Genomic DNA, 24,190 nt, shown 5'->3' on the forward strand with positions numbered 1-24,190 from the left:
CCATCGTCGACGGCCTAGGCTCGCACATCGACCACGCCCATCATGCCAAGTTGCTCATGCTCCAGGATGTGGCAATGATACATGCGCAGGCCCGGGCGCTCCTGCTTCAGCAACAGCCTCACCGTCTCGCCGCGGGCGACATTGACCGTGTCCTTCCAGGCCCGATGAGGAGCCGGCGTTACCTTGCCGTCGCGCTCATTCTCGATCACCTGGAACTGGGTTCCGTGCACGTGGAAGGGATGATCCATGTCGGCCTTGTTGACGATTTCCCACAGTTCGGTCTCGCCAGCCTTGGCGACGACGTCGACGCGGTTCATATCGAAAGCGGCGTCATTGATGAAGAACCCCATTTCCATGCCGCCGGCGCCCATGCCCATCTTCTCGGTGAAGACGAAGCGACGACGCACCGCCGACGTCCCCCGCGCCGCGATGCTGCGCAGCTTCTGCGGCAGCGGTGGCGCAGGTTCGGCCGGTGTCTCCGAAACATTGACCGTCAGCAGCGTCAGCCCCGCATCGTCCGGCCGGCCCGGCCCCATCCAACCACGGTCATAGTCGAGCGTGGCCAGTTGCACCACGCCCGGCTTGTCGAAGGCGACGACCAGTTCGACACGCTCGGCAGGCGCCAACAGAACCTCGTCGACGGTGACCGGCGCTTCCAGAAGTCCGCCGTCGGAGCCAATCACCGTCATCGCGGCATTGCCGAAGGACAATCTCAGGAAGCGCGCATTGGTGGCATTGAACAGGCGGAAGCGCCGCTTGGTGCCGAGCCCGACGGCGAGCGTGGGGCTCTTCTGGCCGTTGACCAGGACGTGGTCGCCGACGCGTCCGTTCATCAGGTCGACCATCGAGCTCTCGGGCATCGCGCCATCTTCGCCAAGGCGCAGATCGGTGAAGAAAAGCACGGTGTCGCTATAGGCGGCCGGCACGGGATCGGTTTTCGGCTTGACCAGGAAGACGCCGGCGAGGCCGCGATACACCTGCTCGGCCGTCTTGCCGTGCGGATGCGGGTGATACCAATAGGGGCCGGCGCTGTCGGCCGGCAGGTCGAATGCATAGACGCGCTTGGCGCCCGCTGCGACCGGGTCCATCGGATTGCCGTCCTGGTCGGCCGGCACCGGCATGCCATGCCAGTGGATGGTGCTTTCCTCGCCCGGAATGGCGTTGTCGAAGTCGATCTCGACGCGGTCGCCCTCGAAAGCCTCGATCAGCGGACCGGGGCTCGTACCGTTGTAGGCGAGGATGGGCGTGTCCAGACCTTCAACGAAGTTGGCTTTCGCCAGTCCCGCCGTCAGGCTGGCGCGAAAACGGCCAGCTTCCGTCGCCTGGTTGGCGAGCCTCGGCAGGTCGCGCAGCGGCTCGCCTTCCTTCAGCGCCAGCTCCGCCGCCGGCGTGGCGGGTTCGGCCGCCATGTTGTGCCCCTCATGACCGCCCATGCCCGGCATGGCGTTCATGTCATGCCCCTCCATCTGCGCGAGCGCGTGGCCACCGGTGGCCAGCACGGCAAGGCTGGCGGTCAGGAAAGTGCGCCGATGCATGATTTTCTCCTTGTTGGGTCTTGTAGACAGTCTGGTCGCGGGATTGCCGGAGCGCTTCAATAGGCGTCGCTTCGGCGTCGCATTGTGCTGCGCTTCGGCTTCGGTGGAGCCGCCTCATGGCCGCTCGAAAGCTCCTCGATAATCGGGCAGCTGGCTTGCGTATCGCCGTGGCAGGTTTTGGCCAGATGGCGCAGCGCATTCGACATGGCGCGGAGTTCGCGCATCTTGCGCTCCAGTTCGGAGACATGTGCCAAGGCGATACGCTTGACGTCGCCGCTGGCACGCGAGCGGTCGCTCCACAACGCCAGCAGACTGGTCATCTGCTCGACCGAAAAGCCGAGATCGCGCGCCCGGCGGACGAAACGGAGCATATGGATGTCATCGGGCGAATAGACCCGGTAGCCGGCCCCGGTACGCTCGGGGCTGGCGATCAGGCCGACCTCTTCATAGTAGCGGATCATCTTCGCCGACACGCCGGACGCGGCGGCTGCGTCTCCAATGTTCATCGGCTGGCCCTCCCGTCTGAGGACAGAGCAAAACCGCTGCCGGCAGGCGTGAATGGGGCGGGGAGGATCATGTTCGTGCAACTTCCTTGGGTCGTTGCAGGAGCAGATAAGGTTTCCAGTAACTGGAAGGTCAAGCGACTATCTTCCTAGCCTCATCGGAAAATGGGCAAAGCGACATCGTCGGCAAATTTCTTCGCGCTGCGCTTGACCTTCCAACGATGGCAAGCCCCACAACCTCACCGTCCCTGCTGTCGACCATGAAAGGAATGTTGTGATGATCAACCTGAAAGTATCGGATATGACCTGCGGCCACTGCGCGAGCACGGTGGAGAAGGCGGTGAAAAGCGTCGATCCGCAAGCCAGGGTCACGATCGATCTGGCGGCGTCGATCGTCTCGGTGGAAGGCGCCAGCGATGAGAGCGCGATTTCGGCTGCGATCTCGAAGGCTGGCTACGGCAACGAGAAGGTCGCTACCAGCTGCTGCGGCAGTTGCCATTGATACAAACCGGCCCCGCGGCAAGCCTGCGGGGCCGAGTTTAAATCCAGACTTGGCCACCGCGACTAGAGGCCATCACAATTTAAGATGGTCAATTCAACAACCTAGAGATGCAACCAATTCGTGGTGGCGTCACCCGGAATCACCCTAACTCTGTCCGCTCAACCAAGAGGACAGAGCCATGTCGAGCTGCACGGATCGTAACGGGGATAGCTGGGAAATCTACATGGGCAATGACGGCTGGCGCTGGCGCCGCACGTCATCGAACGGCCGCATCGTCGGCGCGTCTTCGCAAGGATATACAAACCGGGCTGACTGCGTCGCCAACGCGCAGCGCAACGGGATGACGTGCACGCCGGTCTGACCTCAACCGCCCAACCAGCGCGGCCGACAGGTCTTGGCGATTACGTGCGGCGCCAGCACCAACGGCGTGGCCGCCGATCGTTGGCGCGCTCGCTCGAACAGCAGGCGCACATCTTCCGGCCGCCAGCCGTCCCGTTCCATCACGAGTTGCACGATCTGGTCGCCCAACAGCTCGTCCAGTGTCTCACTGCGCTCGCTCATGTCTCGCCTCATCGAAGGCCGCCCGCCATGCATAGATAGGGCGCCAAACATGGCACCCCAATGATGTTTCGCCGGCTATTTCGAGGAATTTGCAGGAAAAATACGGCGGCGTAAGCGATCCATTTCACACTTGCGCGAGCGACCGCTTGAACGCCGAAAGCCGGCTCTATGCAGGAGGCGGCGCGCCTTCGAATTGCGGCAGGCCGTCGTTAATCGTCAGCCATGCCTGCTTCGAGGCGGTGTAGATATGCATCTCGGGTTTGAACGCCGCCGGATCGTCGAGCGACCCCGATGTCACGCCCATGACGCCGGCGGCATCGCGCCGCGAAAACATGGTCGTGCCGCAATGCGGACAGAAACCACGCCTGATCTCCGACGAGGAATTGACCATGGCCAGCGGCCCTTCGACCGCGACGGCGTCGATGCGAAACAGCAGGCGCGCATTGAAGGCGGCGCCGATCGCCTTCTGGCAAAGGCGGCAATGGCAGACCCGCTGATTGATCGGCTCGCCCTCGGCGGAATAACGAACGGCACCGCAAAGGCATCCGCCCTGGTATTTCATGGTCATGTCAGGCTCGCTGAAAAAGAGAAGCGGCACGGTAGCGCCCTGCCCCGTGCCGTCAAATGAAAAGCCGTGATGCGGTCTATTCGCGCCGTCGATCAAAGCGTCCTGGCGAGTGCCTCGAGCTGGTCGGCGCAGATGCCCCAACCACCCTCGAAACCCATCTCCACATGCTGGTCGCGGTCGGCCGCGTTCCAGTGCCGGACGCGAGCGATGTAACGGGTCTTGCCCGCGCCTTCATCCTCGAAGGTCAGCACCACGGCCATGAACGGCTTCGCCGACGGCTGCCAATCGCCGGTGAAGGCATCGGTGAAAACCAGCTTGCGGCCGGGAACGACCTCCAGATACTGGCCCGGATTGGGAAACTCTGCGCCGTCCGGACCGGCCATGACGACCAGCGAGGCGCCACCGGGACGGACATCCATCTCCGCGCGCGGTGTCGTCCACGGTTTCGGCGCGAACCATTGGGTGACCAGCTTCGGGTCGGTCCAGCAGCGATAGACAGCGTCGCGCGGCGCATCGATGATGCGGGCGAGGACCAGTTCGTTTTCCGAAGACGGAGCGATGTCGAGTTTGGTGGTCACGGTGTTTCCCTTCCTGATGGGTGCGAATGTTGACGTTCGCACCTAGGACGAAGCGCGCGAGGTCGATCCGACACCGCCGGCCAGGATATTTTTCCTCAATTTGAAAACGGGATTCTTTTCAAAGGCTTCAGGGCGCCAGTGAAAGCGCCAGGGTCAGGACCTAGTGCTTCTTGGCCTGAACCAGATAGGCGTCGATGGTTGCCTCGCCCAGCCATTTCGCCGCTTCCAGCCGGTGCAATCCCTCGACCAGGACATGGCGCTTGCCATCATGGCGTACCTGGATCGGCGTCTTCATGCCATTCTCCAGAATATCCTCGGCAAGGTGGCGGACGGTCTCGGGATGCAGCGTCTTGCGCCGCGCGGTCGGCACATAGATGTCGTCGACCTTGACCTTTTGTATCCGCAGCATGACCGCTCCCTTGGCGTTCCCTCGTGCTTTCTGGATAGTCGGTTTGCGCACCAAGGCCAAGGGTAGCCGGCTGGCCTGATGCTTTCCATTTGACGCCCGGCAAGACGATGATCGAAATGGCCGCAGAAATTTCCCGCCGGACCCCATGAACCAGTCATCCTCGCTATTTCCGGATTTCGGCCTGACAGCGCAGCAACGCCATGCCGCCGTGCGCAGCCACTATTACGAGAAACCCGGAATGGATGGCGCGCGCGGCGAAATCTGGGCCTATTCGGACCGCTTTTCCTATCGACCGGGCGAGACCGTGCGGCTGCAGGTCAGCGCGACGGCACAGCATTTCTCGATCGAGATCGTTCGCGACGGTGGCATCGAAACCAGAGTGTTCGAGCGCGATAACATCGCCTGCCGCTGGCAAGAGACACCGGAACAATGTTCGGTGGAAGGCTGCGGCTGGGAAACGACGTTCGAATTCACGACCGGCACCGATTGGCCTTCCGGCGCCTACCGGCTGACGCTGACCGCCGAAGGCAAGGACGGCCAGCCGATCCGTTACCATCACCTCATCATCGTCGCGCCGCTGCCCGGCAATCGAAGCGGCCGCATCCTGCAGGTTGCGGCGACCGGAACCTGGCTGGCCTACAACACCTGGGGCGGCTCCAACCACTACGAAGGCATCACCGGCCCGAACCGCAACCAGTATTCGCCTGTCGTGTCGACCGAACGCCCCTGGTGCCGCGGCTTCGTCGTGCTACCGCCGCAAGCTCCGCGCGTGCCACACGGTGTCTCGATGCCGCCAAAGACGGTGCCGCGCTATCCACATATGGAATGGGCCTACGCCACCGGCCATTCGAAGAAATACACCTCGGCCGGCTGGGCCAGCTACGACAGCCATTTCTTCCGTTTCACCGAACGCGCCGGCCATTCGATCGACCTCGCCAGCCAGCACGACCTGCATTTCTCGCCCGAAATCCTCGAAGGCTATGACTGCGCCGTCTTCGTCGGCCACGACGAGTACTGGACCTGGGAGATGCGCGACGCGGTCGACGCCTATGTCGAGCGCGGCGGTCATGCAGCGCGGTTTGCCGGCAACTTCATGTGGCAGACGCGGCTGGAAGACGAGGGCCGGCGGCAGGTCTGCTACAAATACCGCGCCCGCGCCGAGGACCCGGCCTATACGAGCGGCGACGTCCGCCGCGCCACCAATTCCTGGGAAGCGCCCGAGATCGGCCGGCCCGGGGCCGAGACCTTCGGGCTGAACGCCACGCGTGGCCTTTATGCCGGCTGGGGCGGCTGCGCGCCGCGCGGCGCGCGCGGCTTTCCGATTTATCGGCCCGAACATTGGGCCTTCGCTGGCACCGGGCTCTATTATGGCGACCTGCTCGGCGCCGACAGCCATGTCTTCGGCTACGAGGTGGATGGGCTGGAGCATGAAATCCGGGGAGGCCTGCCCTACCCCGTGGCTGACAGCGGCGCGCCGGACGGCCTGCAAATCCTCGCCGTCGGCATGGCGTCGCAGGTCGAGGAAAGCGCGGATATCGCGGCGCAAGATCAGTTCCTTGGCGACGAGGACGGCCGCTTCAGCGCCGAAACCCTGTTTGGCGAGGCGAGCGACGCCAATCTCGACAAGATCAAGCGCGCGAACGGCATGATCGTCTCCTTCCCGCGCGGCAAGGGCGAGGTCTTCCACGCCGGCAGCTGCGAGTGGGTCGCCGGCCTGCTGCGGCAAGACCCCATGGTCGAGCGGGTTACCGCCAATGTCCTCGATCGCTTCCTCGGAAAACAGACTTCATGACCGATACCGCCGTGACAAAACCCAATCTCTTCCATTTCACCCGGCTGCCGCGCCCGACGGTGGACCGCGCCGACGGCATTTATCTGTGGGACAAGACCGGGCGCCGCTACATCGATGGCTCCAGCGGCGCGGTGAACGTCAATATCGGCCACGGCAACCGCGCAGCGATCGAGGCGATGCGGCGGCAGATGGACCGTGTCTCCTTCGCCTACACCATCCATTTCGAAAGCGAGCCGGCGCTGGCGCTGGCTCGCGAACTGGCGGCGCGGCTGCCGGAGGGACTGGATCGCATCTATTACGTCTCCGGCGGCTCCGAGGCGGTGGAAGCCTGCCTGAAACTCGCCAGGCAATGGGCGGTGGCAACGGGTCAGCCCGAGCGCTGGAAGATCATCGGCCGCATGCCGTCCTATCACGGCATCACAGTCGGCTCGCTCGGCGTCACCGGCGACGAGGTGCTGACGCCGGCCTTCACGCCGATAGGCAAGGCCATGCCGCTGGTGCCAGCCCCCTTCGTGCACCGCGACCGCGACAACCTTTCGCTGGAGGAACGCGGGCTGCGCTACGCCGACATGCTGGAGCAGAAGATCGTCGAAGAAGGCGCCGACAGCGTGCTCGCTTTCATCATGGAGCCGATCGGCGGAGCGGCCAGCGCAGCGCTTGTGCCTCCGGACAGCTATTTCGCGCGCATTCGCGAGATCTGCGACCGCCACGGCATCCTCTTGATCCACGACGAGGTGATGACCGGCATCGGCCGCACCGGAAAATTCCTGGGCGGCGATCACTGGAATTGCCGGCCAGACATCGTCGCCCTCTCCAAGGGCCTGTCTTCCGGCTACGCGCCGCTCGGCGCGGTCGCCGCGACCGAAAAAGTGGTCGGCCCGGTGCTCGAAATGGGCGGCTTCCTGCACGGCCATACCTATGGCGGCAACCCGGTCGCCACCGCTGCGGGGCTTGCCGTGCTTGGCGAGATCGACCGGCTTGGCCTCATCGACAATGCAACGGCCATGGGCGCTGTCTTGAAAGGCGAGTTGGAAGCACTGACCCAACGCTTTCCCTTCGTCGCCGACGTGCGCGGCAAGGGCCTGCTTCTCGGCGCCGAACTCTATGCCGATCCGGTCGCCAAAACGCCGCTGCCGCGCGAATGGAATGCCAATGTGCGTCTCATCGATCTCGCCTTCGAGCGCGGCCTGATCATCTATTCGCGCCGGGTGCGCGGCGGACCGGAGAGCGACAATTTCATGGTCTGCCCGCCGCTGATCGTGACCGCGGAGCAAATCGGCGAAATCGTCGCCGTGCTCGCCGATACGCTGCAAGCACTGGCCGGCGAACTCGGCCTGCCCGTCAACTCCTGAGGATCGTCATGGCATCCGGTAAAGTCATCATCACCTGCGCCATCACCGGTTCGGTGCACACACCGTCGATGTCGCCGCATCTGCCGGTGACGCCCGACCAGATCGCCGCCGAGGCCATAGCGGCGGCCGAGGCCGGCGCCTCGATCCTGCACCTCCATGCCCGCGACCCGCAGGACGGCCGCCCGACCGCCGATCCGGCCGTGTTCACGCAGTTCCTGCCGCGCATCAAGCAGGCGACGGACGCGGTGGTGAACATCACCACCGGCGGCTCCTCGCTGATGAGCCTGGACGAGCGCCTCGCGGCACCGCTGAAGGCCGAGCCGGAAATGTGCTCGCTCAACATGGGCTCGATGAATTTCGGCCTGTTCCCGATGCTGGACAAGCCGCGCGACTGGCAGCACGAATGGGAGCCGAAGCTTCTGGAAGCAACGCGCCACACCATTTTCAAGAACACCTTCGCCGACATGGAGACCATTCTCGACAAACTCGGCAAGGGTTGCGGCACGCGGTTCGAGTTCGAGTGCTACGATGTCGGCCACCTCTATTCGCTGGCGCATTTCCGCGATCGCGGGCTGGTGCAGGGTCCGCTCTTCATCCAGTTCGTGCTGGGTATCCTCGGTGGCATCGGCGCCGATCCGGAAAACCTTCTTCACATGAAGCGGATCGCCGACAAACTGTTCGGCGGCGACTACAAATTCTCCGTACTGGCCGCCGGGCGCCAGCAGATGCACCTGATTTCGATGGCGGCCGCGATGGGCGGCAATGTCCGCGTCGGGCTGGAGGACAGTCTTTACGACGGGCGCGCGCTGGCCAAATCCAATGCCGATCAGGTCAAACGCGTCCGGGCCATCCTGGAGGGCCTGTCGCTGGAAGTGGCCACCCCCGCCGAAGCGCGCCAGATGCTGTCGCTCAAGGGCGGTGACCGGGTGGCGTTCTAGCGATGACCACCAAAGACGCAAAGCATGTCCGGGTGCATATCCGTCCCGGCCGGGTCGAGGATGCTGAGAACATCCATGCGGCGCTGCTCGGCATCGCCGAGACGGTCGGCGAGCTGCCCAAGATGCGATCGACACCGGAAGATATCCGCCGCGACGGTTTCGGCTCCAAGCCGCATTTCCAGGTGCTGATCGCAGAAATTGATTCAGAATTCGCCGGCATCTGCCTGTATTTCCCCATTTATTCCACGTGGAGAGGCCGGCCAGGCGCCTTTGTTCAGGACCTTTTTGTCGGCAAGGATTTTCGCGGCATGAAGGTCGGCGAAAAGCTGCTGCGGCAGCTGGCGCGGCTCGTTAAGCAGGAGGGTGGCGTCTATCTGGAACTGGCGGTCGACACCGGCAATATCGGCGCGCAACGGTTCTACGAGCGCATCGGCATCGCCCATCAGGACGACGATCAGGTACACAGGATCATCGGCGATGCGTTCTTCGCCTTCGCCGAAGCCGGGGATTTGGGGGACGAGCGATGAAAGCCTTTTATGCCGCAGAGCAGAAACGCCACGCCCCCAAGGCCTTCCTGTCCAGCGGCGCACCACAACCAAATCCGGAACAGCCGGAGCGTGTCGAAAGGCTGAAGTCGGGCGCGATTGCCGCCGGCTGTTCGATCGAGCGGCCGCGCAACCATGGCCTTGGACCGGTGGCGGCGGTGCACACGCCGGAATATCTCGATTTCCTCGAACATATTTTCGAACGCTGGCAGCGCATCGAGGGCGCTTCCGCCGAAGTCATCCCCAACATCCATCCCATCGCGCGTGGCGGCTCCTATCCGGCCTCGGCGGTCGGACAGGCCGGCTACCACATGGCCGACACAGCCTGCCCGATCTCGGCCGAGACCTGGGACAGCGCCTTGTGGAGCGCGTGGAGCGCCGTCGAGGCGGCCGAGGCCGTCCTGTCGGGCGAGCTCGCCGCCTATGCGCTTTGCCGTCCGCCCGGCCATCACGCCTTCGCCGACGTCGCCGGCGGTTTCTGCTTTATCAACAATTCGGCCGTGGCCGCCCAGGTGCTGCGCCGGGATGCGGCGCGCGTGGCGATCCTCGATGTCGATCTGCACCACGGCAACGGCACGCAAGGCATCTTCTATGCCCGTCCGGACGTGCTGACCGTTTCGATCCATGCCGACCCGGTGCGCTTCTACCCCTTCTTCTGGGGCCACGCCGACGAACGCGGCGAAGGTCCGGGGCTAGGCTATAATTTCAACCTGCCACTGCCGCGCAAATCGGGCGACGAGGCGTTTCTGGATACGCTTAACACGGCGTTCCGGCGCATCCGCGGTTTCGCGCCGGACGCGCTCGTCGTCGCGCTCGGCCTCGACGCATTCGAGGGCGATCCATTCGGCGGACTGTCGGTGTCGACACCCGGCTTCGCGCGCATCGGCGAAGCGATCGGCAAGCTCGGCCTGCCGACCGTGATCGTGCAGGAGGGAGGCTATCTCTGCGACGCGCTCGGTGCCAATCTGACAGCCTTCCTCACCGGCTTCGGCGACAGCCACCGCCCGGCAAGATAACCGCCCATGGCGAAGGTTAGCGCTGCTGCCGCAACATGGCGATGATGCGGGCAGCGCTTTCCAGCGTCTCGTCGATCTCGGCGGCGGTGTTGTAATGCGCGATGCCGATGCGCACGACACCCTCCTCCGCCGGGATGCCGAGCTGGTGGACAATCTCCCACGCGTAGTTGTGGCCCGACCACAGGAAAATGCCTTCGGCGTTCATTTGCCTGGCGATGCTTTCCGGCGCGATGCCTTCCACCGTGAAGGAAACGGTCGGCACGCGCTCATTCACCCGCGCAGGCTCGGTGATGCCGTGGATGGTCAGACCCTTTATGGCGGAAAGCCCGTCGATCAGCCGCGGCGCCAGCACGTTCTCATAGGCAATGGCCGCCTTGAAGGCGGCGGCGATCTTCTGGCGCCGCGTGCCGTGTTCGCCGGTCGCCTCACCCAGCTTTTCGAAATATCCGACGGCGGCGGTCAGGCCGGCCATCAGCTCGATCTGCGGCGTTCCGAGTTCGAACCGCTCCGGCAGGCCGTTTGAAGAGCAGCGGCACTTATAAGGCTGCAGTGCGTCGATCACCGAACGCTTGCCCCACAAGATGCCCATATGCGGGCCGAAGAACTTGTAGGCCGAGCAGGCCAGGAAATCGCAACCGATTTCGGCGACGTCGACAAGCCCATGCGGCGCGAACTGCACGGCATCGACATAGACCAGCGCGCCGGCCTGCTTGGCGATGCGCGTCAGTTCCTTCACCCGGTTGATCGAGCCGGTGAGGTTGGAGGCATAGTTCAGCGCCACCAGCCGCGTGCGATCGTTCAGAAGCGCTGCAAGGGCCGCTCCCTCGACCTGCCAGCTCTGCTGGTCGAAGGGCAGCCAGCGCACGACAAGGCCGCGGTCTTCCGCCAGTTGCAGCCAGGGCGAGACGTTGCCCTCGTGGTCCATGCGGGTGAGGATGATCTCATCGCCGGGCTTGAAATCGCGGCCGAGCGTGCGCGACATATGGTAGGTCAGCGTCGTCATATTGGCGCCGATGATGATTTCCTCGGGCGAAGCAGCACCTACGAAATCGGCCATGGCGGCATGGGCATCATCCACCACCTTCTGGGCGGCCAGCGTCGTCTCGAAGAAGCCGCCGAGATTGGCGTTGGTTTCGACAAGGCAACGCGACACCGCATCCGCCACGGATTTCGGCACCTGGGTTCCGGCCGGGTTGTCGAGATAGATGCGACGGCGGCCCTTGTCGGTCAGGGAAAGTGCCGGAAACGCGTCGCGCACGGCCTCGATCGGAAAATCCATGCTGTCCTCTCTGTTTGTGACCGTGCCTAGATGCAGCACGCGTGGCCACCGGGCTAGGGACAGGGATTGCCGACCCGCTGATGCACGGCATCGACCGCCTTCTGCATGTCCTCGGTCCACACGACGGCTGCGGCGGCAAGCGCGATCTCGAGCTGAGGCAGGCTGGTGGCGCCGATGATGCTCGACGCCACGAAGGGCCGGCTCGCCACATAGGCACCGGCAAACAGCGCCGGCTCCATGCCGAAAGAACGCGCCAGCTCGCTGTATTCGAGCAGCACCTCGGCGGCGTTCGGCGTTTCATAGCGCTGGCCGCGGTTGAACAGCTGCGAGCGCGAACCCGCCGGCCGCGCGCCATGGTCGTATTTGCCGGTGAGATAGCCTTGCCCCAGCGGCGAATAGGCAAGCAGCGACACGTCCTCGCGGGCACAGGCTTCGGCGAGATTGACCTCGAAGGTGCGGTTGACGAGATTGTAGGCGTTCTGCAGGGAAACGGCGCGAGGCCCTATCCCCTTTTCGCTCTCGGTGATGAAACGCATCAGCCCCCAGGAACTCTCGTTGGACAGGCCGAAATGGCGGATCTTGCCGGCCTTCACCAGTTCGTCAAAGACGGCAAGCGTCTCGACGATCGGGGTCTCGTCGCCACTGGTGGAATCGGCACGTGGCGGCGTGCCGCCAACGCGGGTCGGATTGGCACCCCAGGGCACATCGCGTTCCGGCCAGTGAATCTGGTAGAGATCGACATAGTCGGTGCCGAGCTTGGCGAGCGATTTGTCGATGGCGTCGAAAATGTCGGCGCGTACGAGTTTTGAAGGACGTCCGCCGCGAAACCAGTCGCTGGCGGTGCGGCCGACAACCTTGGTGGCCAACAGCACACGGTCGCGATTGCCACGCGCCTTCATCCAATTGCCGATGATCGTCTCGGTGCGCCCCTGCGTCTCCGCCTTTGGCGGGATCGGGTAAAGCTCCGCCGTATCGATGAAGTTGACGCCGCGCGCGAAGGCCAGATCCATCTGCGCGTGCCCTTCCGTCTCCGTATTCTGCTGTCCCCAGGTCATCGAGCCGAGGCATATCTGCGAAACAAGAAGATCGGTCCGGCCGAGACGGCGCTTTTGCATGATCGGCTCCAGGAAGCGTATCGGGAAAGGTCTTGGTTGCGCAGGCGCGCGGGAGGAAACCCAGCATAAGCGGTGCAAACGTCGAGGCCAAGCCCCGCATGCCGCCACCCTTGCGCAAGAACGGACTAGCGGCGGCGTGTCGCCGCCAGCGCCTTCTGCCGGGCGTCGTCGATCAGCATGTTCGCCACCTGCATGCGGATCATGGCCCGTTGCCTCAGATGCGGCGCCACCCGGTCGGGATGATTGGCGAAGGCGAATTCGCGGCGCAGGCGGGCAAGGTCGGCGGCCTTGGCGACACGGCCGAGGCCGAGTTCGGTGGCGATCGCCTCGGGGTCGATCGGCGGCAGCACTTCCTGCGGCTCGGGATGCTCGTTGGCCAGTGCGATCCGCGCCTGGTCGAGCAAGGCCGCGAACTCGGCCGCCAGATCGGCTCCGCTCTCGCGATATTCGGCGGCGGCGGCCTCGCCGGCCACTTTGATGCGACCGGAGTGCAGCTCGTCGACAACGGACAGATAGTCGAATGGAATGGTCGGCTTCGCGGCGACGTCCTCCGCCTCGCCGGAGGCGACGAACAAATCGTCGAGCAACGAAGCGAAATCTCGCTTGGCCCCGGTTGCGATGTCAGCCTCCCAGCAATGCGTGCCCAACCGGGCTTTGCACGGACGATACATCCGGCCAGTTAAGAATGCATGCCTTCGGCAAGGGTTTTTTTGGCGTTGCTTAACGCTGGCGATCCTAGCCCATCATCGCGCCGATTATCCTCCTCGCTGCGACATATTGTGCAATGCAACATAAAACAGCGTTCCGTGGCCATGCTGCACTGCAACAACGGTCATGAATCACCTATATGAGGAGACGGGAGGACCAACCGGAGCCGAGAACCATGGGGTTCTTCACCGAGATGTTCGCCCGCCCGCGGCCGCAGGAACAGGTGCGCTACAGCGCATCGCTGGCGCTTATCTATGCGATGAGCCGTACCGATCGCGCCGAGACCGGTATCAGGCCGATCGACTTTCCGCGCATCGCACGCCGCCCGGCACTTCGCTGACCACCGTCAGCCAATATGCGGCAGCCGGTATTCCGGCTGTCGGCCTCAGGATCGCTGCCCGCCACTGATGAAAGTCACCTTGCCCAGCGGCACGCCGTTGTGACGCAGGATGTCGTAGGCGGTGGTGACGTGGAAATAGAAGTTGGGCATGGCGAAATGCAGCAGATATTGCAGGCCCGGCATGGCGATCTGCCTTCCACCCAGCTTCATTTCGATATTCTTCTCCTCCGACCCGTCGAGGTCCTGCGCCGAGAAAGTCGCCAGGTAATCGGTCGTGCGGCCGATGCGGGCGTGCAGGTCGTCGAAGCTCTGCTCGTCGTCCTCGAAACGCGGCGCCTCGCGCCCGGCCAGCCTGGAACTCGCGCCCTTGGCGTGATCCGTCGCGATCTGCACTTGGCGGGTCAGCGGATACATGTCCGGCGCAAGGCGCGCGAGCAAGAACACGTCCGGGTCGATCTTGCGGTCGACAGCGTTCTGCTCGGCGGCATTGAGCACGCCGGCAAGTGCCTTCAGCCTGGCTGAAAACACCGCAATCGAGGCATCGTACATGGATATCGCCATAGGCCGCTCCGTTCTTGACCGCTAAAAGAGCTAGCGCTTTCGCGCACGATTCTTCAAGTGTCGCGCAGGCGTCACGCGCCTGCCTCAATCGATGTGGATGCTGCCCCTGTCGACTGGAGATTCCCGATGAAAAGCCCCCTTTTCGCCGCGACGGCAGTCCTTGGCCTCGCAACGCTCAGTCAGGCCGCGATGGCCGCCGAGCCGCCCTATCTCGACGATCGTTCAGACGCCGCCAATGTGGTGCGCTCGCTCTACAATGCAATCAACCGCCATGAATATGCGCGCGCCTGGGACTATTTCGGCGAGACCAAGCCCGCCAAGGATTTCGACGCCTTCGCCAAGGGGTATGAAAGCACCGAGGCTGTCGAGGTGACGACCGGTATGCCTGCAAGCGAGGGGGCGGCCGGCAGCATTTTCTACACCTTGCCCGTCGCCATCCGCGCCGTCGACAAATCCGGCAACGGCAAGGTGTTTGCCGGCTGCTACACGCTGCGCCAGGTCAACGCGCAGATTCAATCGCCGCCCTTCAGCCCGATCCGCATCGAGAAGGGCGCGCTGAAACTGTCCGACAAAGAGCTCCAGAACGCACTGCCCGACAGCTGCGGCGAAGGACCGGCGCTGCCGAAACAGGACGCGGTGCTGGAAAAGGCGAAAAAGGCCTTCCTCGCCTCCTATGGCGATCAATGCGATCCCGAAGCCCCTGGCGGTGGTGCGAAAACCGGCGAACCAAGCGACCACACCATCACCTACAAGCCCAGCGACAGCGAACCGGACAAGACCGTGCGGTTGTTCCGCTTCTTCTGTTCGATGGCCGCCTACAACGAAAGCTCGGTCTATTATGTCTCTGAAGACGGGCAGAGCGTGAGCCAGCTGCAATTCGCCGTGCCCGAACTCGATATCCGCTACGAGAACGGCGACACCGAAGGCAAGGTCGAGCATATCGGCATCACCGGCCTCCGCACGACGGATCAGTTGATCAACGCCGACTATGACGAGAACGCCCACACGATCGTGTCGCACGACAAGTGGCGCGGCGTCGGCGATGCTTCCTCGACCGGCACCTATCTGTTCCGCAACGGCGTCTTCGGCCTCGTGCAATATGACGTCGACGCGTCTTATGACGGCGAGATCAACCCGCAGACCGTGCTGGACTACAACACCGCGCCCTGAGCAAAAACCATCGATCGTTCAGAGCCGCCTCGGTCGAGCCGTCCGGCTCCTTATTTGCGCGACAGCATCCAGTTCAGCGTTTCGCGCCAGTCGGTCATGCGGATCGGCGTGCCATGCGTGCCGGTCTCGAAGCGCACAAAACGCGTCGGGTAAGCCTTTGACTTGGCAAGAATAGACCGGAAGAAGGCTTCCTGGTTCTCGATGGGGAAAACGGGGTCCTTGCTGCCCTGGCCGAAAAACACCGGCACGCGCCGCTTGAAGGCAGGGCTTGCAAAGAAGCTGTCGTCCCACAACGAACCCAGCAAAAGCAGGCCGTCGATGCGGTTGCCGGTATCGGCGCGGCCGGCGAGTTTCCAGCATAGTGCGCCGCCCATCGAACCGCAGGCGACGAAGATCTTCGCACCGGGCGACCGCTCGGCATAATGGCCGATCAATGCCGCCACCTGCGCGGCGCCCTTGTCGCCGAAATCGCTGAAGTCGGGCGACAGGTAAAGACCGCCATTGTCGGCCATCAGGTTCTTGATGCGGTTGAAATTGCCGCCGAAGGTGAAGTCGTCCACCCCTTGCTTGCGGCTGCCGCCCTGCCCGTGCAGGTAAAGCACGATGATGGCGGCGCCCTCGGTCTTGCCGACGGCGACATGGCGGATGATGCCGACGTCGGTCGTCAGCGCCAGATCCTGCTGCACGCCGCGCACGCCGGTCGAGGTATATTGCGGTTTCACGCGCCGTTCCGGCACCGTGTCGCGCGCGTTGATGTCGCGCATCTCGCGATAGTCGACCACGCGATAGATATCGCCCTTTTCGGCCGACAGGATGCCCGGATAGGCGAACAGCTCGTCCTTGAGCGGCTTCAGCGTCTGCGCATCGGCCAATGCCGCGGCGGGCGCCAGCGACAAAAGGAGGATCAGCGAAAGACGGAAGCGGCGCGCGAGGCGCGGCGCGGCGGAAGAAACAGCAAAGATCATGGGAGAGCGTTGCGGCTTTCGGCGGCTGCTTGTCAATCCTGCAACACGCCGCCGGCGCCTTCCAGTGCCTCGCGCGTGTCGACATCGACCGAGGCGCCGGCGCCGATCTCGACGTCGATCACCTCCACCCCCTCCGTCTCGACGAGATGGCGGGCACCGGTATCGCCTTCGAGATGGGCAACGGCGGCAAACAGCGAACGCGGCAAAAGCACCGGGTTGCCGCGCCGGCCGTCATGCGAGGCGCGCACCACCGCCTTGCCGCCGGAACCCGCGAAGGCCTCGATCAGCCGATCGAAATCGGCGGAGGCGACGCCCGGCATATCCCCCAGCACGATCAACGCGCCGGCGGCACTGGCCGGCAGCGCCGCAATGCCCGCCTTCAGCGAGGTCGACAGGCCGTCGGCGAAGTCGGGGTTGTCGGTAAAGGCAAGGTCGAGCCCGGCGAGCGCAGCGCGCACTCGGTCGCGCTGATGGCCGGAGACCACGACCGTGCCGACGGCCTTCGAGGCAAGTACGCGTTCGGCGGTGCGGCGCACCAGCGGCTTGCCGTCGAACAGCGCCATCAGCTTGTTGGGTCCACCCATGCGGCTCGAGCGACCGGCGGCCAGGAGAACGGCATGAACCCTTTCGCCCGCATGCGCCGGTGGACGTTCGCGCGGCTCCGGCCGGCTCGGAATTTCCATCAGCAGTCCACCGACGCCCATGCCGGCGATGTCGCGTCCTGTCACTTCGAGCCCGGCAATCAGCCGGTCGAGTACCCAGTCGAACCCGTTTTCCTTGGGACTGCGGGCACACCCCGGCGCGCCGACGATTCGCTTGCCGTTCAGCCGGCCAAGTACCAGCAGATTGCCTGGATCGACCGGCATGCCGGCGCGTTCGACGCGGCCGCCGGCCCGTTCGATCGCCGCCGGCACGACGTCGGCGAAATCGGACATCGCCGAAGCGCCGAAGATGACCACCATGTCGTTGTCCCTGGCCAATGCACCGGCGGCCTCGGCCACCGCTTCCGCTTGATGCGGCACGCGACGCTCGGTGGTCACCCGGCTGCCGGAACGCGCCAGCCGCGCCTCGGTGACACGCATGGTCTTGTCGAGCACGCTGGGTTTCACCCCCGGCAGCACCGTCTGCACGACGCCGAGCCGGATCGCCCGATAGGCGTTGACCGCGAAAACCTCGCCGCCGGCGCAGATGGCCAGTACCGCGTCGACAAGAGCGCGGTCGACCGCGAAGGGAATGATCTTCACTGTCGCCACCATCTGGCCGCTCTCGACCGGGGCATGGTGGGCCAATGTCGCGATGGTGATAGCGGGATCGACGGCATTGATTGCGTCGATCATCGCCGCATCGACGGTGAACACGCCGGCCGCCAACGCATGCAGATTGACGCGACCCGTGGTCGCCGCCTTCGCCTCGATGTCGCGATGGCGCATCGCCCGCGCGATCGCCCCGGCGGCGGCATCCTCGCCAAGGTCGCGGGCCCCGAGCACCGCCGCCACAACTTCGGTGACACCCGCCGCCTGCAGCGCGGCGATATCGGCCGCTTCGAGCCGGTGCGCCTTGCGAAAACGCCGCTCGCCGGCATTCGTCGCGTGGGCCAGGATCGCGCCTTCAGCCTGATCGATCGGAACCGGACCGAATTTCACGCCGCTTCGCCCCGGCGCGCCAGCCCGCGCGAGCGGAAAGCGCCGATCACCTCGGCCAGAACGGCAACAGCGATCTCGGCGGGGTTCGCCGCGCCGATGTCGACGCCGATCGGCGAGTGGATGCGCGCGACATCGTCGGCGCTCGCACCCAGCGCCAGCAGCCGCTCGACCCGCTTGGCGTGCGTCTTGCGACTGCCCAGCGCACCGACATAGAAGCAGCGCGCATCGAGCGCCGCCTTCAGCGCGAAATCGTCGATCTTCGGATCATGGGTGACGGCGGCGAGCGCGGTGTAGCCGTCGAGCGGCTGGCGCGCCAAGACATCCTGTGGCCATTCGGCGTGCAGCGGCATGTCGGGAAAGCGGTCGGCCGTGGCAAAGGCGGTGCGCGGGTCGATAATCTCGACCGGGTAACCGGCAATCCTGGCCATCGGCGCCAGTGCCTGGCTGATATGCACGGCGCCGATCACCACCAGGCGCGGTTGCGGCAGATGCGCGTTGAGGAAAAAGGGACGCCCTTCGGCCTCGACCGCCTTGGAACGGCCGGTCCGGAAGGCAGTCTCGATGGCGGCGCCCAGTTCGCCCGCCACCTTATCGCCCTCGCGCACGACGCGGTCGCGGCCGTCGCCGAGATCGGTGACCAGCACGGCTGCACGACGTGCGCGGCGTTCGGCGTTCAGTGTCTTGAGGGCATAGGGGTCCATCGTGATGTGCCGATTTCAAAAAGCTTCATGGCGAGGCGAAAATCGCGCGTTGCAGATCGTTTTCACGTCGTTCTACCCCAGTCGTTCCACATAAACCTTGATGCGGCCGCCGCAGGACAGCCCCACGTTCCAGGCGGTTTCGTCGGCGACGCCGAATTCCAGCATCTTCGCCTTGCCCGAGCCGATGACGTCGAGCGCCTCGGCCACCACGGCGCCTTCCACGCAGCCGCCGGAAACCGACCCGTGGAAATTGCCCCCGGCGTCGATCACCAGATGGCTGCCGGCCTGACGCGGCGCCGACCCCCAGGTTTCCACCACGGTGGCGATGGCGACATCCTTGCCGTTCTTCATCCAGTCTTCCGCGATGATCAAAGGATCGCGGGCTTCGTCGAGATAGGCGCTGTTTTCCATGGGCCCTCCTCCAGACATATGGCTACGCTGCCCTGGCCGCGCCAATGTCGAGCCAGCGGCGCGGATCGACGTCGCGAGCGGAGCCCCGCGCCAACGAGGCGCAGAGATCGGCCAGCGCTTCGAGATTGTGCACCGGGCGAAACTCATCGACATGCGGCAGCATCGCCTTGACGCCGCGCGCCCGCGCCTCGAAACCGTCGAAGCGCAGCAGCGGATTGAGCCAGATCAGCCGCCGGCAGGATTTGTGCAGCCGCTCCATCTCCTGCGCGAGACCCTCGATATGGTCGCGCTCCAGCCCGTCGGTGATCAGCAGCACCACGGCGCCCTGCCCCAGCACGCGGCGCGACCACAGCCGGTTGAACTCACCTAACGTCTCGCCGATGCGGGTGCCGCCTGACCAGTCCTTGACGACGGCAGAGGCATCGGCCAGCGCCGCGTCCGGGTCGCGATGGCGCATCTGGCGGGTCAGGTTGGTCAATCGGGTGCCGAAGACGAATGCATGGACACGCCGCCGTTTCTCGGTCAGCGCGTGCAGGAAGTGCAGGAAAATCCGCGTGTACTGGCTCATCGAGCCGGAAATGTCGGCCAGCACCACCAGCGGCGGATGGATTTCGCGCGGCGAACGGAATTTCGGCAGGATCAGCTCTCCGCCCGTGCGCGCCGCCATGCGCATCATGGCGCGCGGATCGATGCGGCGGCCGGAACCATCGGCCTTGAAGCGCCGCGTCGCGACCGTATCGAACGGCAATCGCAATTCCGAAATCGCCTTGCGCGCGTCGGTGAGCTCGTCGGCGTTCATCTGCGCGAAATCCTTGCCGCGCAACACTTCGCTGCCGGACACGGTGAAACGCGCGTCGATCTCTATTTCGGGTATTTCCCGCGGCGGCCGGCCATCCTGCCGGCCTTCGAACATCGCCTGGCTGACCCGGTTTTCCGCCGCGCGCGGCTTGCGGCGCTCGGCATTGTCGACCGCCACCGGCGAGAACATGGCGAGCAGCTTCTCGACCAGCTCGCGCGACTTCCAGTAGAGGCGAAACGCCTCGTCGAAAGTGGCGTGGTCCTCATGGCGGGTGACGAGCACGGCGTGCAGCGTCCAGTAGAAATCGTCGCGGCCGCCGATGCCGGCGGTCAGCACCGCCTCGATGGCGTCCTTGACCGAGGCCGGGCCGACCCGCATGCCGGCCTTGCGCAGGGCACGCGCGAAAAAGACGATGTTGTCGGCGATCCGGCCCTCCGGCTGGCTGCCTTTCATCTCATGCTACTCCGCCGCCGAGGCCAGTTCCGCCTGGACCTCCTTGAGGATGCGCCGGCCCTCGCCCTGCTCGATCCGGGCGATGTCGTCCTGGTATTTCAACAACACGCCGATCGTATCAGACACGGTTTCGGGGTCGAGCGCGACCTTGTCCAATTCCGCCAATGCGCCGGCCCAGTCGATGGTTTCCGCCACGCCCGGCGCCTTGAACAATTCGATCTGCCGCAGCTTCTGGATGAAAGCGACGACTTCGGCCGACAGCCGCCTGTTGGCGTCGGGCACCTTACGCCGCACGATCTCCAATTCGCGCGCCGCGTTCGGATAATCGACCCAGTGATAAAGGCAGCGGCGCTTCAGCGCGTCATGGATTTCGCGGGTGCGATTGGTGGTGATGATGACGATCGGCGGTTCCTCCGCCTTGATCGTGCCAAGCTCGGGCACCGTCACCTGGAAGTCAGAGAGGATTTCCAGAAGAAAGGCTTCGAACGCCTCGTCGGTGCGGTCGAGTTCGTCGATCAGGAAGACGGGCGCCGCACCTTCCTTGCCGGTCAGCGCGTCGAGCACCGGGCGGCGGATCAGATATTTTTCGGAAAAGACGTTGCGCTCCATGGTCGAGCGCTCGACCTTGCCGGCCGCCTCTTCCATGCGGATCTCGATCATCTGCGCGGCATAGTTCCACTCATAGACCGCCGAGGAAACGTCCAGCCCCTCATAACATTGCAGGCGGATCAGCCGCCGACCAAGCGCGGATGCCAGAACCTTGGCGATCTCGGTCTTGCCGACGCCGGCCTCGCCTTCAAGGAACAGCGGCCGTTTCATGCGCAACGACAGGAACAGCACCGTCGCCAGCGAGCGGTCGGCCACGTAATCCGCGCCGGTCAGGAGATCGAGCGTTTCGTCGATCGTTCCCGGCGCGGGGCGCGGTTTCAGCTCGGTCATTCTGTCTCCGTGCGTACCCGCATCCCAGAATCAGGACCCTAGTCCTGCAGAATGCGGTAGCCGCGATCATGGTAGATCAGCGGCTTCAAATTATCGCCGATGCGCAGGCCTGTCACCTTGCCAAAAAGCACACGATGGCTGGCGAGATCCTTGATGTCGGTCAGCTCGCAGTCGAAAACGGCGAGCGCTCCGACCAGCGTCGGCGCGCCGGTGGCGATGGTGTCCCATTCGGCCAGTCCGAAGCGTTCGTCGGGCGCGAGATGAGTAAGGCCGGAAAAGCCGTCGGCCAGCCCCCGGTGCGTGGCGGCCAGCGTGTTCAACGCGAAATTGCCATTGCTGACAAAGGGTTCGTTGCGGGGATTGGAGCGATTGAGGCACACCAGTATCATCGGCGGCGTATCCGAAACCGAACAGGTCGCGGTCACCGTCGCGCCACGTCTGCCCGACGGACCGTCGGTGGTGACAATGTGGACATGACCGGCGAAACGGCTCATCGCGTCGCGATAGGCCTGCGGCTCGACATCATTCTTCTTCAGCACGGGCGATTTTCCAGACACCAAACCCCTCCCGCTATATATGGCGGTATCTTGTGCATCACAAGCGAAGTGGTTGATGCGGCTCATCGAAACTGCCTTGCTGTACCAAGATTCGACAGGCTTGTTGCACCAAGACGGTGCAGCCTTTAGGTCTGGGCCGAAGCCTGCAGGGAGACACGTTTCATTCGCATGCGACTGGCGTCCGCAATCCTTAGCCTGCTTGGCGGGTTTTTCCTCCTCGATCCGGCAGCCGCCACGACGCTGACCATTGGCGTCGCGGCACCGCTGTCGGGTCCGTCGGCTGTCCTTGGCCGGCAGATCGAATATGGCGCAAGGCTCGGCGCCGGCGCGAACGGCGCCGCGATCAGCGTTGTCGACGACACCTGCACGGCGGCGGGCGGTGCCGCGGCAGCCGCGCAATTCGCTGCCGAAAAGGTCGATATCGTCGTCGGCTTCCTGTGCACCGAGGCAATCGAGGCAGCGATGCCCATCCTCAAACAGGCGGGCATCGCGGTGATCACCCCCGGCGTGCGCACCGACAGCCTGACCGACCGGCGCGCCAAGACTGGCTGGCCGGTGTTCCGGCTCGGGCCGCGCGGCGACGCCGAACGCGACGCAGCCGGCAGGGTCCTGTCCCGGCTGTGGCGCGACCAGCCTTTCGCCGTCGTCGACGACGGCACTATCTACGGCCGCGAACTTGCCGAAGCGATGCGGGCCACCGTCGAGCAGGCGGCGCTCAAGCCGGTCTTCACCGACACGTTCCGCCCAGAAATGGACAACCAGGTCGGGCTAGTCGGCCGCTTGCGCAAGGCCGGCGCCACCAGCGTCTTCGTCGGCGGCGACGGCCGCGATCTGGCCGTCATGGCGCGCGATGCCGCCAAGCTCGGCGCCGACATGGCATTTGCCGGCGGCGAAGCCCTGCGCGCGGCGAGCGACGTGCCTTACACGCAAGGCACGCTGATGATCGCCATGCCCGAATGGGCGGATGTCGCGGACAAGAAAACGCTCGATCTGTTCAGCGCCGCCAAAGTGCTGCCCGAAGGCTATGCGCTGCCGGCCTTTGTCGCGGTCGAGATCGCCGGCCAGGCCAAGAAGGAGGCCGCCGGCAAGCCGCTGATCGAAACCCTTGCCGACCGCGACTTCACGACCGCCACCGGCATTATCCGCTTCGATGCCAAGGGTGACCTTGCCAAGAACCCCTATCGCGCCTTCCGCTTCGACGGAACGCGCTTCGTGCCTCTCGAGGGACAATGATGTTTCGCACCGGCCCGCGCAATCTGATCACCGATGTCGCCGGCCTGCGGGTCGGTAATGCCGGCGACGCCAGGCTGAAATCGGGCGTCACCGCCATCCTGTGCGACACACCGGCGGTTGCCGGCGTCCAGGTGCTGGGCGGCGCGCCGGGCACGCGTGAAACCGACCTTCTGGAGCCGCACAATGCGGTGGAAACCGTGCATGCGCTGGTGCTGTCGGGCGGCTCCGCCTTCGGGCTCGACGCCGCGTCGGGCGTGCAGGCAGCCTTGCGGGAAAACGGCATCGGCTTCGAGGTCGCGGGGTTCCGCGTGCCGATCGTGCCTGCGGCCATCCTGTTCGATCTTGCCAATGGCGGCGACAAGGGTTGGGGCCGCTACCCGCCATACAGAGAACTGGGACATGAGGCGGCGCTCACGGCGTCCGACGACTTCGAGATCGGCACCGCTGGCGCCGGTATCGGCGCGCTGACCTCCGGGCTCAAGGGTGGGCTCGGCTCGGCTTCCACCGTGCTCGACAACGGCATCACCATCGGCGCGCTGGTCGCGGCCAACCCGACCGGCTCGGTCACCGTCGGCCGCAGCCGTCATTTCTGGGCAGCGCCCTTCGAGATCGGCAACGAGTTCGGTGGACTGGGCTATCCTTCGCCACTGCCCGAGAATGCCAGGCAGATACGCCTGAAATTCCGCGACAATCCGGTCGGTGCCAACACCACCATCGCGATCATCGCCACCGACGCCGTGCTGACCAAGGCGGCCGCCAAACGCCTGGCGATCGCCGCGCATGACGGCTTCGCCCGCGCCATCTGGCCGACGCACACGCCGGTCGACGGAGATCTGGTCTTCGGGCTGGGCACGGGAAAGAGCGGCATAACCCCGTCGGCGGTCGAAGCCATCGACCTTTATGCGGCGGCCGGCGCGACGATGGCGCGCGCGATCGCGCGAGCAGCCTTCGCCGCCACGCCGGCGAAAGGCGACCTGTTTCCCGTATGGTCGGCCCTGCCGGGCTGACACGAGGCGC

At 64.7% G+C, this 24,190-nt stretch carries 28 protein-coding genes; 11 read left to right on the forward strand and 17 right to left on the reverse strand.

From position 1 onward, the window contains the following. Window positions 1-14: 14 nt before the first annotated feature. Window positions 15-1,535 (reverse strand): multicopper oxidase family protein, encoded by a 1,521-nt coding sequence (locus FZF13_RS26125; protein ID WP_024923730.1) that lies wholly within the window; start codon window positions 1,533-1,535, stop codon window positions 15-17. Between the two features lie 56 nt (window positions 1,536-1,591). Next, complete coding sequence (cueR, locus tag FZF13_RS26130; RefSeq protein ID WP_065998106.1) at window positions 1,592-2,041, reverse strand: Cu(I)-responsive transcriptional regulator; 450 nt, start codon at window positions 2,039-2,041, stop codon at window positions 1,592-1,594. Window positions 2,042-2,315: 274 nt separating this feature from the next. Here cueR and FZF13_RS26135 point away from each other — a divergent pair, with 274 nt between their 5' ends. After that, window positions 2,316-2,540, forward strand: coding sequence for a heavy-metal-associated domain-containing protein (locus tag FZF13_RS26135; protein WP_024923731.1), 225 nt, complete (start codon window positions 2,316-2,318; stop codon window positions 2,538-2,540). A gap of 178 nt (window positions 2,541-2,718) precedes the next feature. Next, window positions 2,719-2,901, forward strand: a complete 183-nt coding sequence (locus FZF13_RS26140; protein ID WP_024923732.1) for a YegP family protein — start codon at window positions 2,719-2,721, stop codon at window positions 2,899-2,901. Between the two features lie 2 nt (window positions 2,902-2,903). On the opposite strand, the gene FZF13_RS26145 is transcribed toward FZF13_RS26140, so the two are convergent. The 4 genes from FZF13_RS26145 to FZF13_RS26160 all read right to left on the reverse strand — a co-directional run bounded on the left by FZF13_RS26145 (window position 2,904) and on the right by FZF13_RS26160 (window position 4,656). Further along, window positions 2,904-3,101, reverse strand: coding sequence for a hypothetical protein (locus FZF13_RS26145; RefSeq protein ID WP_024923733.1), 198 nt, complete (start codon window positions 3,099-3,101; stop codon window positions 2,904-2,906). 166 nt (window positions 3,102-3,267) lie between these two features. Beyond that, a complete protein-coding gene (locus FZF13_RS26150) occupies window positions 3,268-3,663 on the reverse strand; it encodes a GFA family protein (protein ID WP_204367408.1) in 396 nt (131 codons plus the stop codon). Between the two features lie 98 nt (window positions 3,664-3,761). Next, window positions 3,762-4,247, reverse strand: coding sequence for an SRPBCC family protein (locus FZF13_RS26155; protein ID WP_024923735.1), 486 nt, complete (start codon window positions 4,245-4,247; stop codon window positions 3,762-3,764). A gap of 160 nt (window positions 4,248-4,407) precedes the next feature. Next, window positions 4,408-4,656, reverse strand: a complete 249-nt coding sequence (locus FZF13_RS26160) for a ParB N-terminal domain-containing protein (protein WP_024923736.1) — start codon at window positions 4,654-4,656, stop codon at window positions 4,408-4,410. A 145-nt stretch (window positions 4,657-4,801) separates the two neighbouring features. Between FZF13_RS26160 and FZF13_RS26165 the strand changes: the two genes are divergently transcribed. The 5 genes from FZF13_RS26165 to FZF13_RS26185 are packed head-to-tail and all read left to right on the forward strand — an operon-like array spanning window position 4,802 to window position 10,299. Further along, window positions 4,802-6,448, forward strand: coding sequence for a N,N-dimethylformamidase beta subunit family domain-containing protein (locus FZF13_RS26165; protein ID WP_024923737.1), 1,647 nt, complete (start codon window positions 4,802-4,804; stop codon window positions 6,446-6,448). Then, window positions 6,445-7,800 carry an aminotransferase family protein gene (locus tag FZF13_RS26170; RefSeq protein ID WP_024923738.1) on the forward strand — a complete coding sequence of 452 codons (1,356 nt, stop codon included), beginning with the start codon at window positions 6,445-6,447 and terminating at the stop codon, window positions 7,798-7,800. The genes FZF13_RS26165 and FZF13_RS26170 overlap by 4 nt, the downstream gene beginning before the upstream one ends. An 8-nt stretch (window positions 7,801-7,808) precedes the next feature. Further along, entirely contained in the window at window positions 7,809-8,738 is a 930-nt protein-coding gene (gene kce, locus FZF13_RS26175) for a 3,5-dioxohexanoate:acetyl-CoA acetone transferase (protein WP_024923739.1), read from the forward strand. Between the two features lie 2 nt (window positions 8,739-8,740). Further along, entirely contained in the window at window positions 8,741-9,265 is a 525-nt protein-coding gene (locus FZF13_RS26180) for a GNAT family N-acetyltransferase (RefSeq protein ID WP_024923740.1), read from the forward strand. Next, on the forward strand, window positions 9,262-10,299 hold the full coding sequence (locus FZF13_RS26185; RefSeq protein WP_024923741.1) for a histone deacetylase family protein: 1,038 nt from the start codon (window positions 9,262-9,264) through the stop codon (window positions 10,297-10,299). Before FZF13_RS26180 ends, FZF13_RS26185 begins: the two co-directional genes overlap by 4 nt. A 16-nt stretch (window positions 10,300-10,315) precedes the next feature. Here the strand turns inward: FZF13_RS26185 and FZF13_RS26190 are convergent, their stop codons facing one another. The 3 genes from FZF13_RS26190 to FZF13_RS26200 all read right to left on the reverse strand — a co-directional run bounded on the left by FZF13_RS26190 (window position 10,316) and on the right by FZF13_RS26200 (window position 13,280). Then, window positions 10,316-11,578 (reverse strand): cysteine desulfurase-like protein, encoded by a 1,263-nt coding sequence (locus tag FZF13_RS26190; protein WP_024923742.1) that lies wholly within the window; start codon window positions 11,576-11,578, stop codon window positions 10,316-10,318. 53 nt (window positions 11,579-11,631) lie between these two features. Continuing rightward, window positions 11,632-12,693 (reverse strand): aldo/keto reductase, encoded by a 1,062-nt coding sequence (locus tag FZF13_RS26195; protein ID WP_024923743.1) that lies wholly within the window; start codon window positions 12,691-12,693, stop codon window positions 11,632-11,634. Between the two features lie 125 nt (window positions 12,694-12,818). Next, window positions 12,819-13,280 carry a hypothetical protein gene (locus FZF13_RS26200; RefSeq protein ID WP_081766862.1) on the reverse strand — a complete coding sequence of 154 codons (462 nt, stop codon included), beginning with the start codon at window positions 13,278-13,280 and terminating at the stop codon, window positions 12,819-12,821. Window positions 13,281-13,576: 296 nt separating this feature from the next. On the opposite strand from FZF13_RS26200, the gene FZF13_RS29095 reads away from it, so the two are divergent. Continuing rightward, complete coding sequence (locus FZF13_RS29095) at window positions 13,577-13,741, forward strand: hypothetical protein (RefSeq protein WP_162835319.1); 165 nt, start codon at window positions 13,577-13,579, stop codon at window positions 13,739-13,741. 45 nt (window positions 13,742-13,786) lie between these two features. Here FZF13_RS29095 and FZF13_RS26205 read toward each other — a convergent pair whose 3' ends face one another. Beyond that, window positions 13,787-14,302 (reverse strand): DUF1993 domain-containing protein, encoded by a 516-nt coding sequence (locus tag FZF13_RS26205; RefSeq protein WP_024923745.1) that lies wholly within the window; start codon window positions 14,300-14,302, stop codon window positions 13,787-13,789. A gap of 126 nt (window positions 14,303-14,428) precedes the next feature. Between FZF13_RS26205 and FZF13_RS26210 the strand changes: the two genes are divergently transcribed. Continuing rightward, window positions 14,429-15,472 carry a DUF1176 domain-containing protein gene (locus FZF13_RS26210; protein WP_024923746.1) on the forward strand — a complete coding sequence of 348 codons (1,044 nt, stop codon included), beginning with the start codon at window positions 14,429-14,431 and terminating at the stop codon, window positions 15,470-15,472. Window positions 15,473-15,522: 50 nt separating this feature from the next. Here FZF13_RS26210 and FZF13_RS26215 read toward each other — a convergent pair whose 3' ends face one another. The 7 genes from FZF13_RS26215 to FZF13_RS26245 all read right to left on the reverse strand — a co-directional run bounded on the left by FZF13_RS26215 (window position 15,523) and on the right by FZF13_RS26245 (window position 21,922). Then, on the reverse strand, window positions 15,523-16,437 hold the full coding sequence (locus tag FZF13_RS26215) for an alpha/beta hydrolase family protein (protein ID WP_024923747.1): 915 nt from the start codon (window positions 16,435-16,437) through the stop codon (window positions 15,523-15,525). 32 nt (window positions 16,438-16,469) lie between these two features. Continuing rightward, entirely contained in the window at window positions 16,470-18,080 is a 1,611-nt protein-coding gene (locus tag FZF13_RS26220) for an NTP transferase domain-containing protein (protein WP_024923748.1), read from the reverse strand. After that, window positions 18,077-18,781: an XdhC family protein gene (locus FZF13_RS26225; protein ID WP_024923749.1), complete on the reverse strand. Its 705-nt coding sequence runs from the start codon at window positions 18,779-18,781 to the stop codon at window positions 18,077-18,079. Before FZF13_RS26225 ends, FZF13_RS26220 begins: the two co-directional genes overlap by 4 nt. Window positions 18,782-18,853: 72 nt before the next feature. After that, entirely contained in the window at window positions 18,854-19,192 is a 339-nt protein-coding gene (locus FZF13_RS26230) for an XdhC family protein (RefSeq protein WP_024923750.1), read from the reverse strand. Window positions 19,193-19,214: 22 nt separating this feature from the next. Then, window positions 19,215-20,444 (reverse strand): vWA domain-containing protein, encoded by a 1,230-nt coding sequence (locus FZF13_RS26235; RefSeq protein ID WP_024923751.1) that lies wholly within the window; start codon window positions 20,442-20,444, stop codon window positions 19,215-19,217. A gap of 6 nt (window positions 20,445-20,450) precedes the next feature. Further along, window positions 20,451-21,383, reverse strand: coding sequence for an AAA family ATPase (locus FZF13_RS26240; protein WP_024923752.1), 933 nt, complete (start codon window positions 21,381-21,383; stop codon window positions 20,451-20,453). Window positions 21,384-21,421: 38 nt separating this feature from the next. After that, entirely contained in the window at window positions 21,422-21,922 is a 501-nt protein-coding gene (locus FZF13_RS26245; RefSeq protein WP_024923753.1) for a flavin reductase, read from the reverse strand. A 186-nt stretch (window positions 21,923-22,108) separates the two neighbouring features. Between FZF13_RS26245 and FZF13_RS26250 the strand changes: the two genes are divergently transcribed. Together FZF13_RS26250 and FZF13_RS26255 are read left to right on the forward strand one after the other, a co-directional pair. Beyond that, window positions 22,109-23,173: a branched-chain amino acid ABC transporter substrate-binding protein gene (locus tag FZF13_RS26250; RefSeq protein WP_024923754.1), complete on the forward strand. Its 1,065-nt coding sequence runs from the start codon at window positions 22,109-22,111 to the stop codon at window positions 23,171-23,173. Further along, a complete protein-coding gene (locus FZF13_RS26255) occupies window positions 23,173-24,180 on the forward strand; it encodes a P1 family peptidase (RefSeq protein WP_024923755.1) in 1,008 nt (335 codons plus the stop codon). The genes FZF13_RS26250 and FZF13_RS26255 overlap by 1 nt, the downstream gene beginning before the upstream one ends. The last annotated feature ends 10 nt before the right edge of the window (window positions 24,181-24,190 follow it).

Origin of the sequence: Mesorhizobium terrae (assembly GCF_008727715.1) — a bacterium.
GTDB classification, from domain to species: domain Bacteria; phylum Pseudomonadota; class Alphaproteobacteria; order Rhizobiales; family Rhizobiaceae; genus Mesorhizobium; species Mesorhizobium terrae.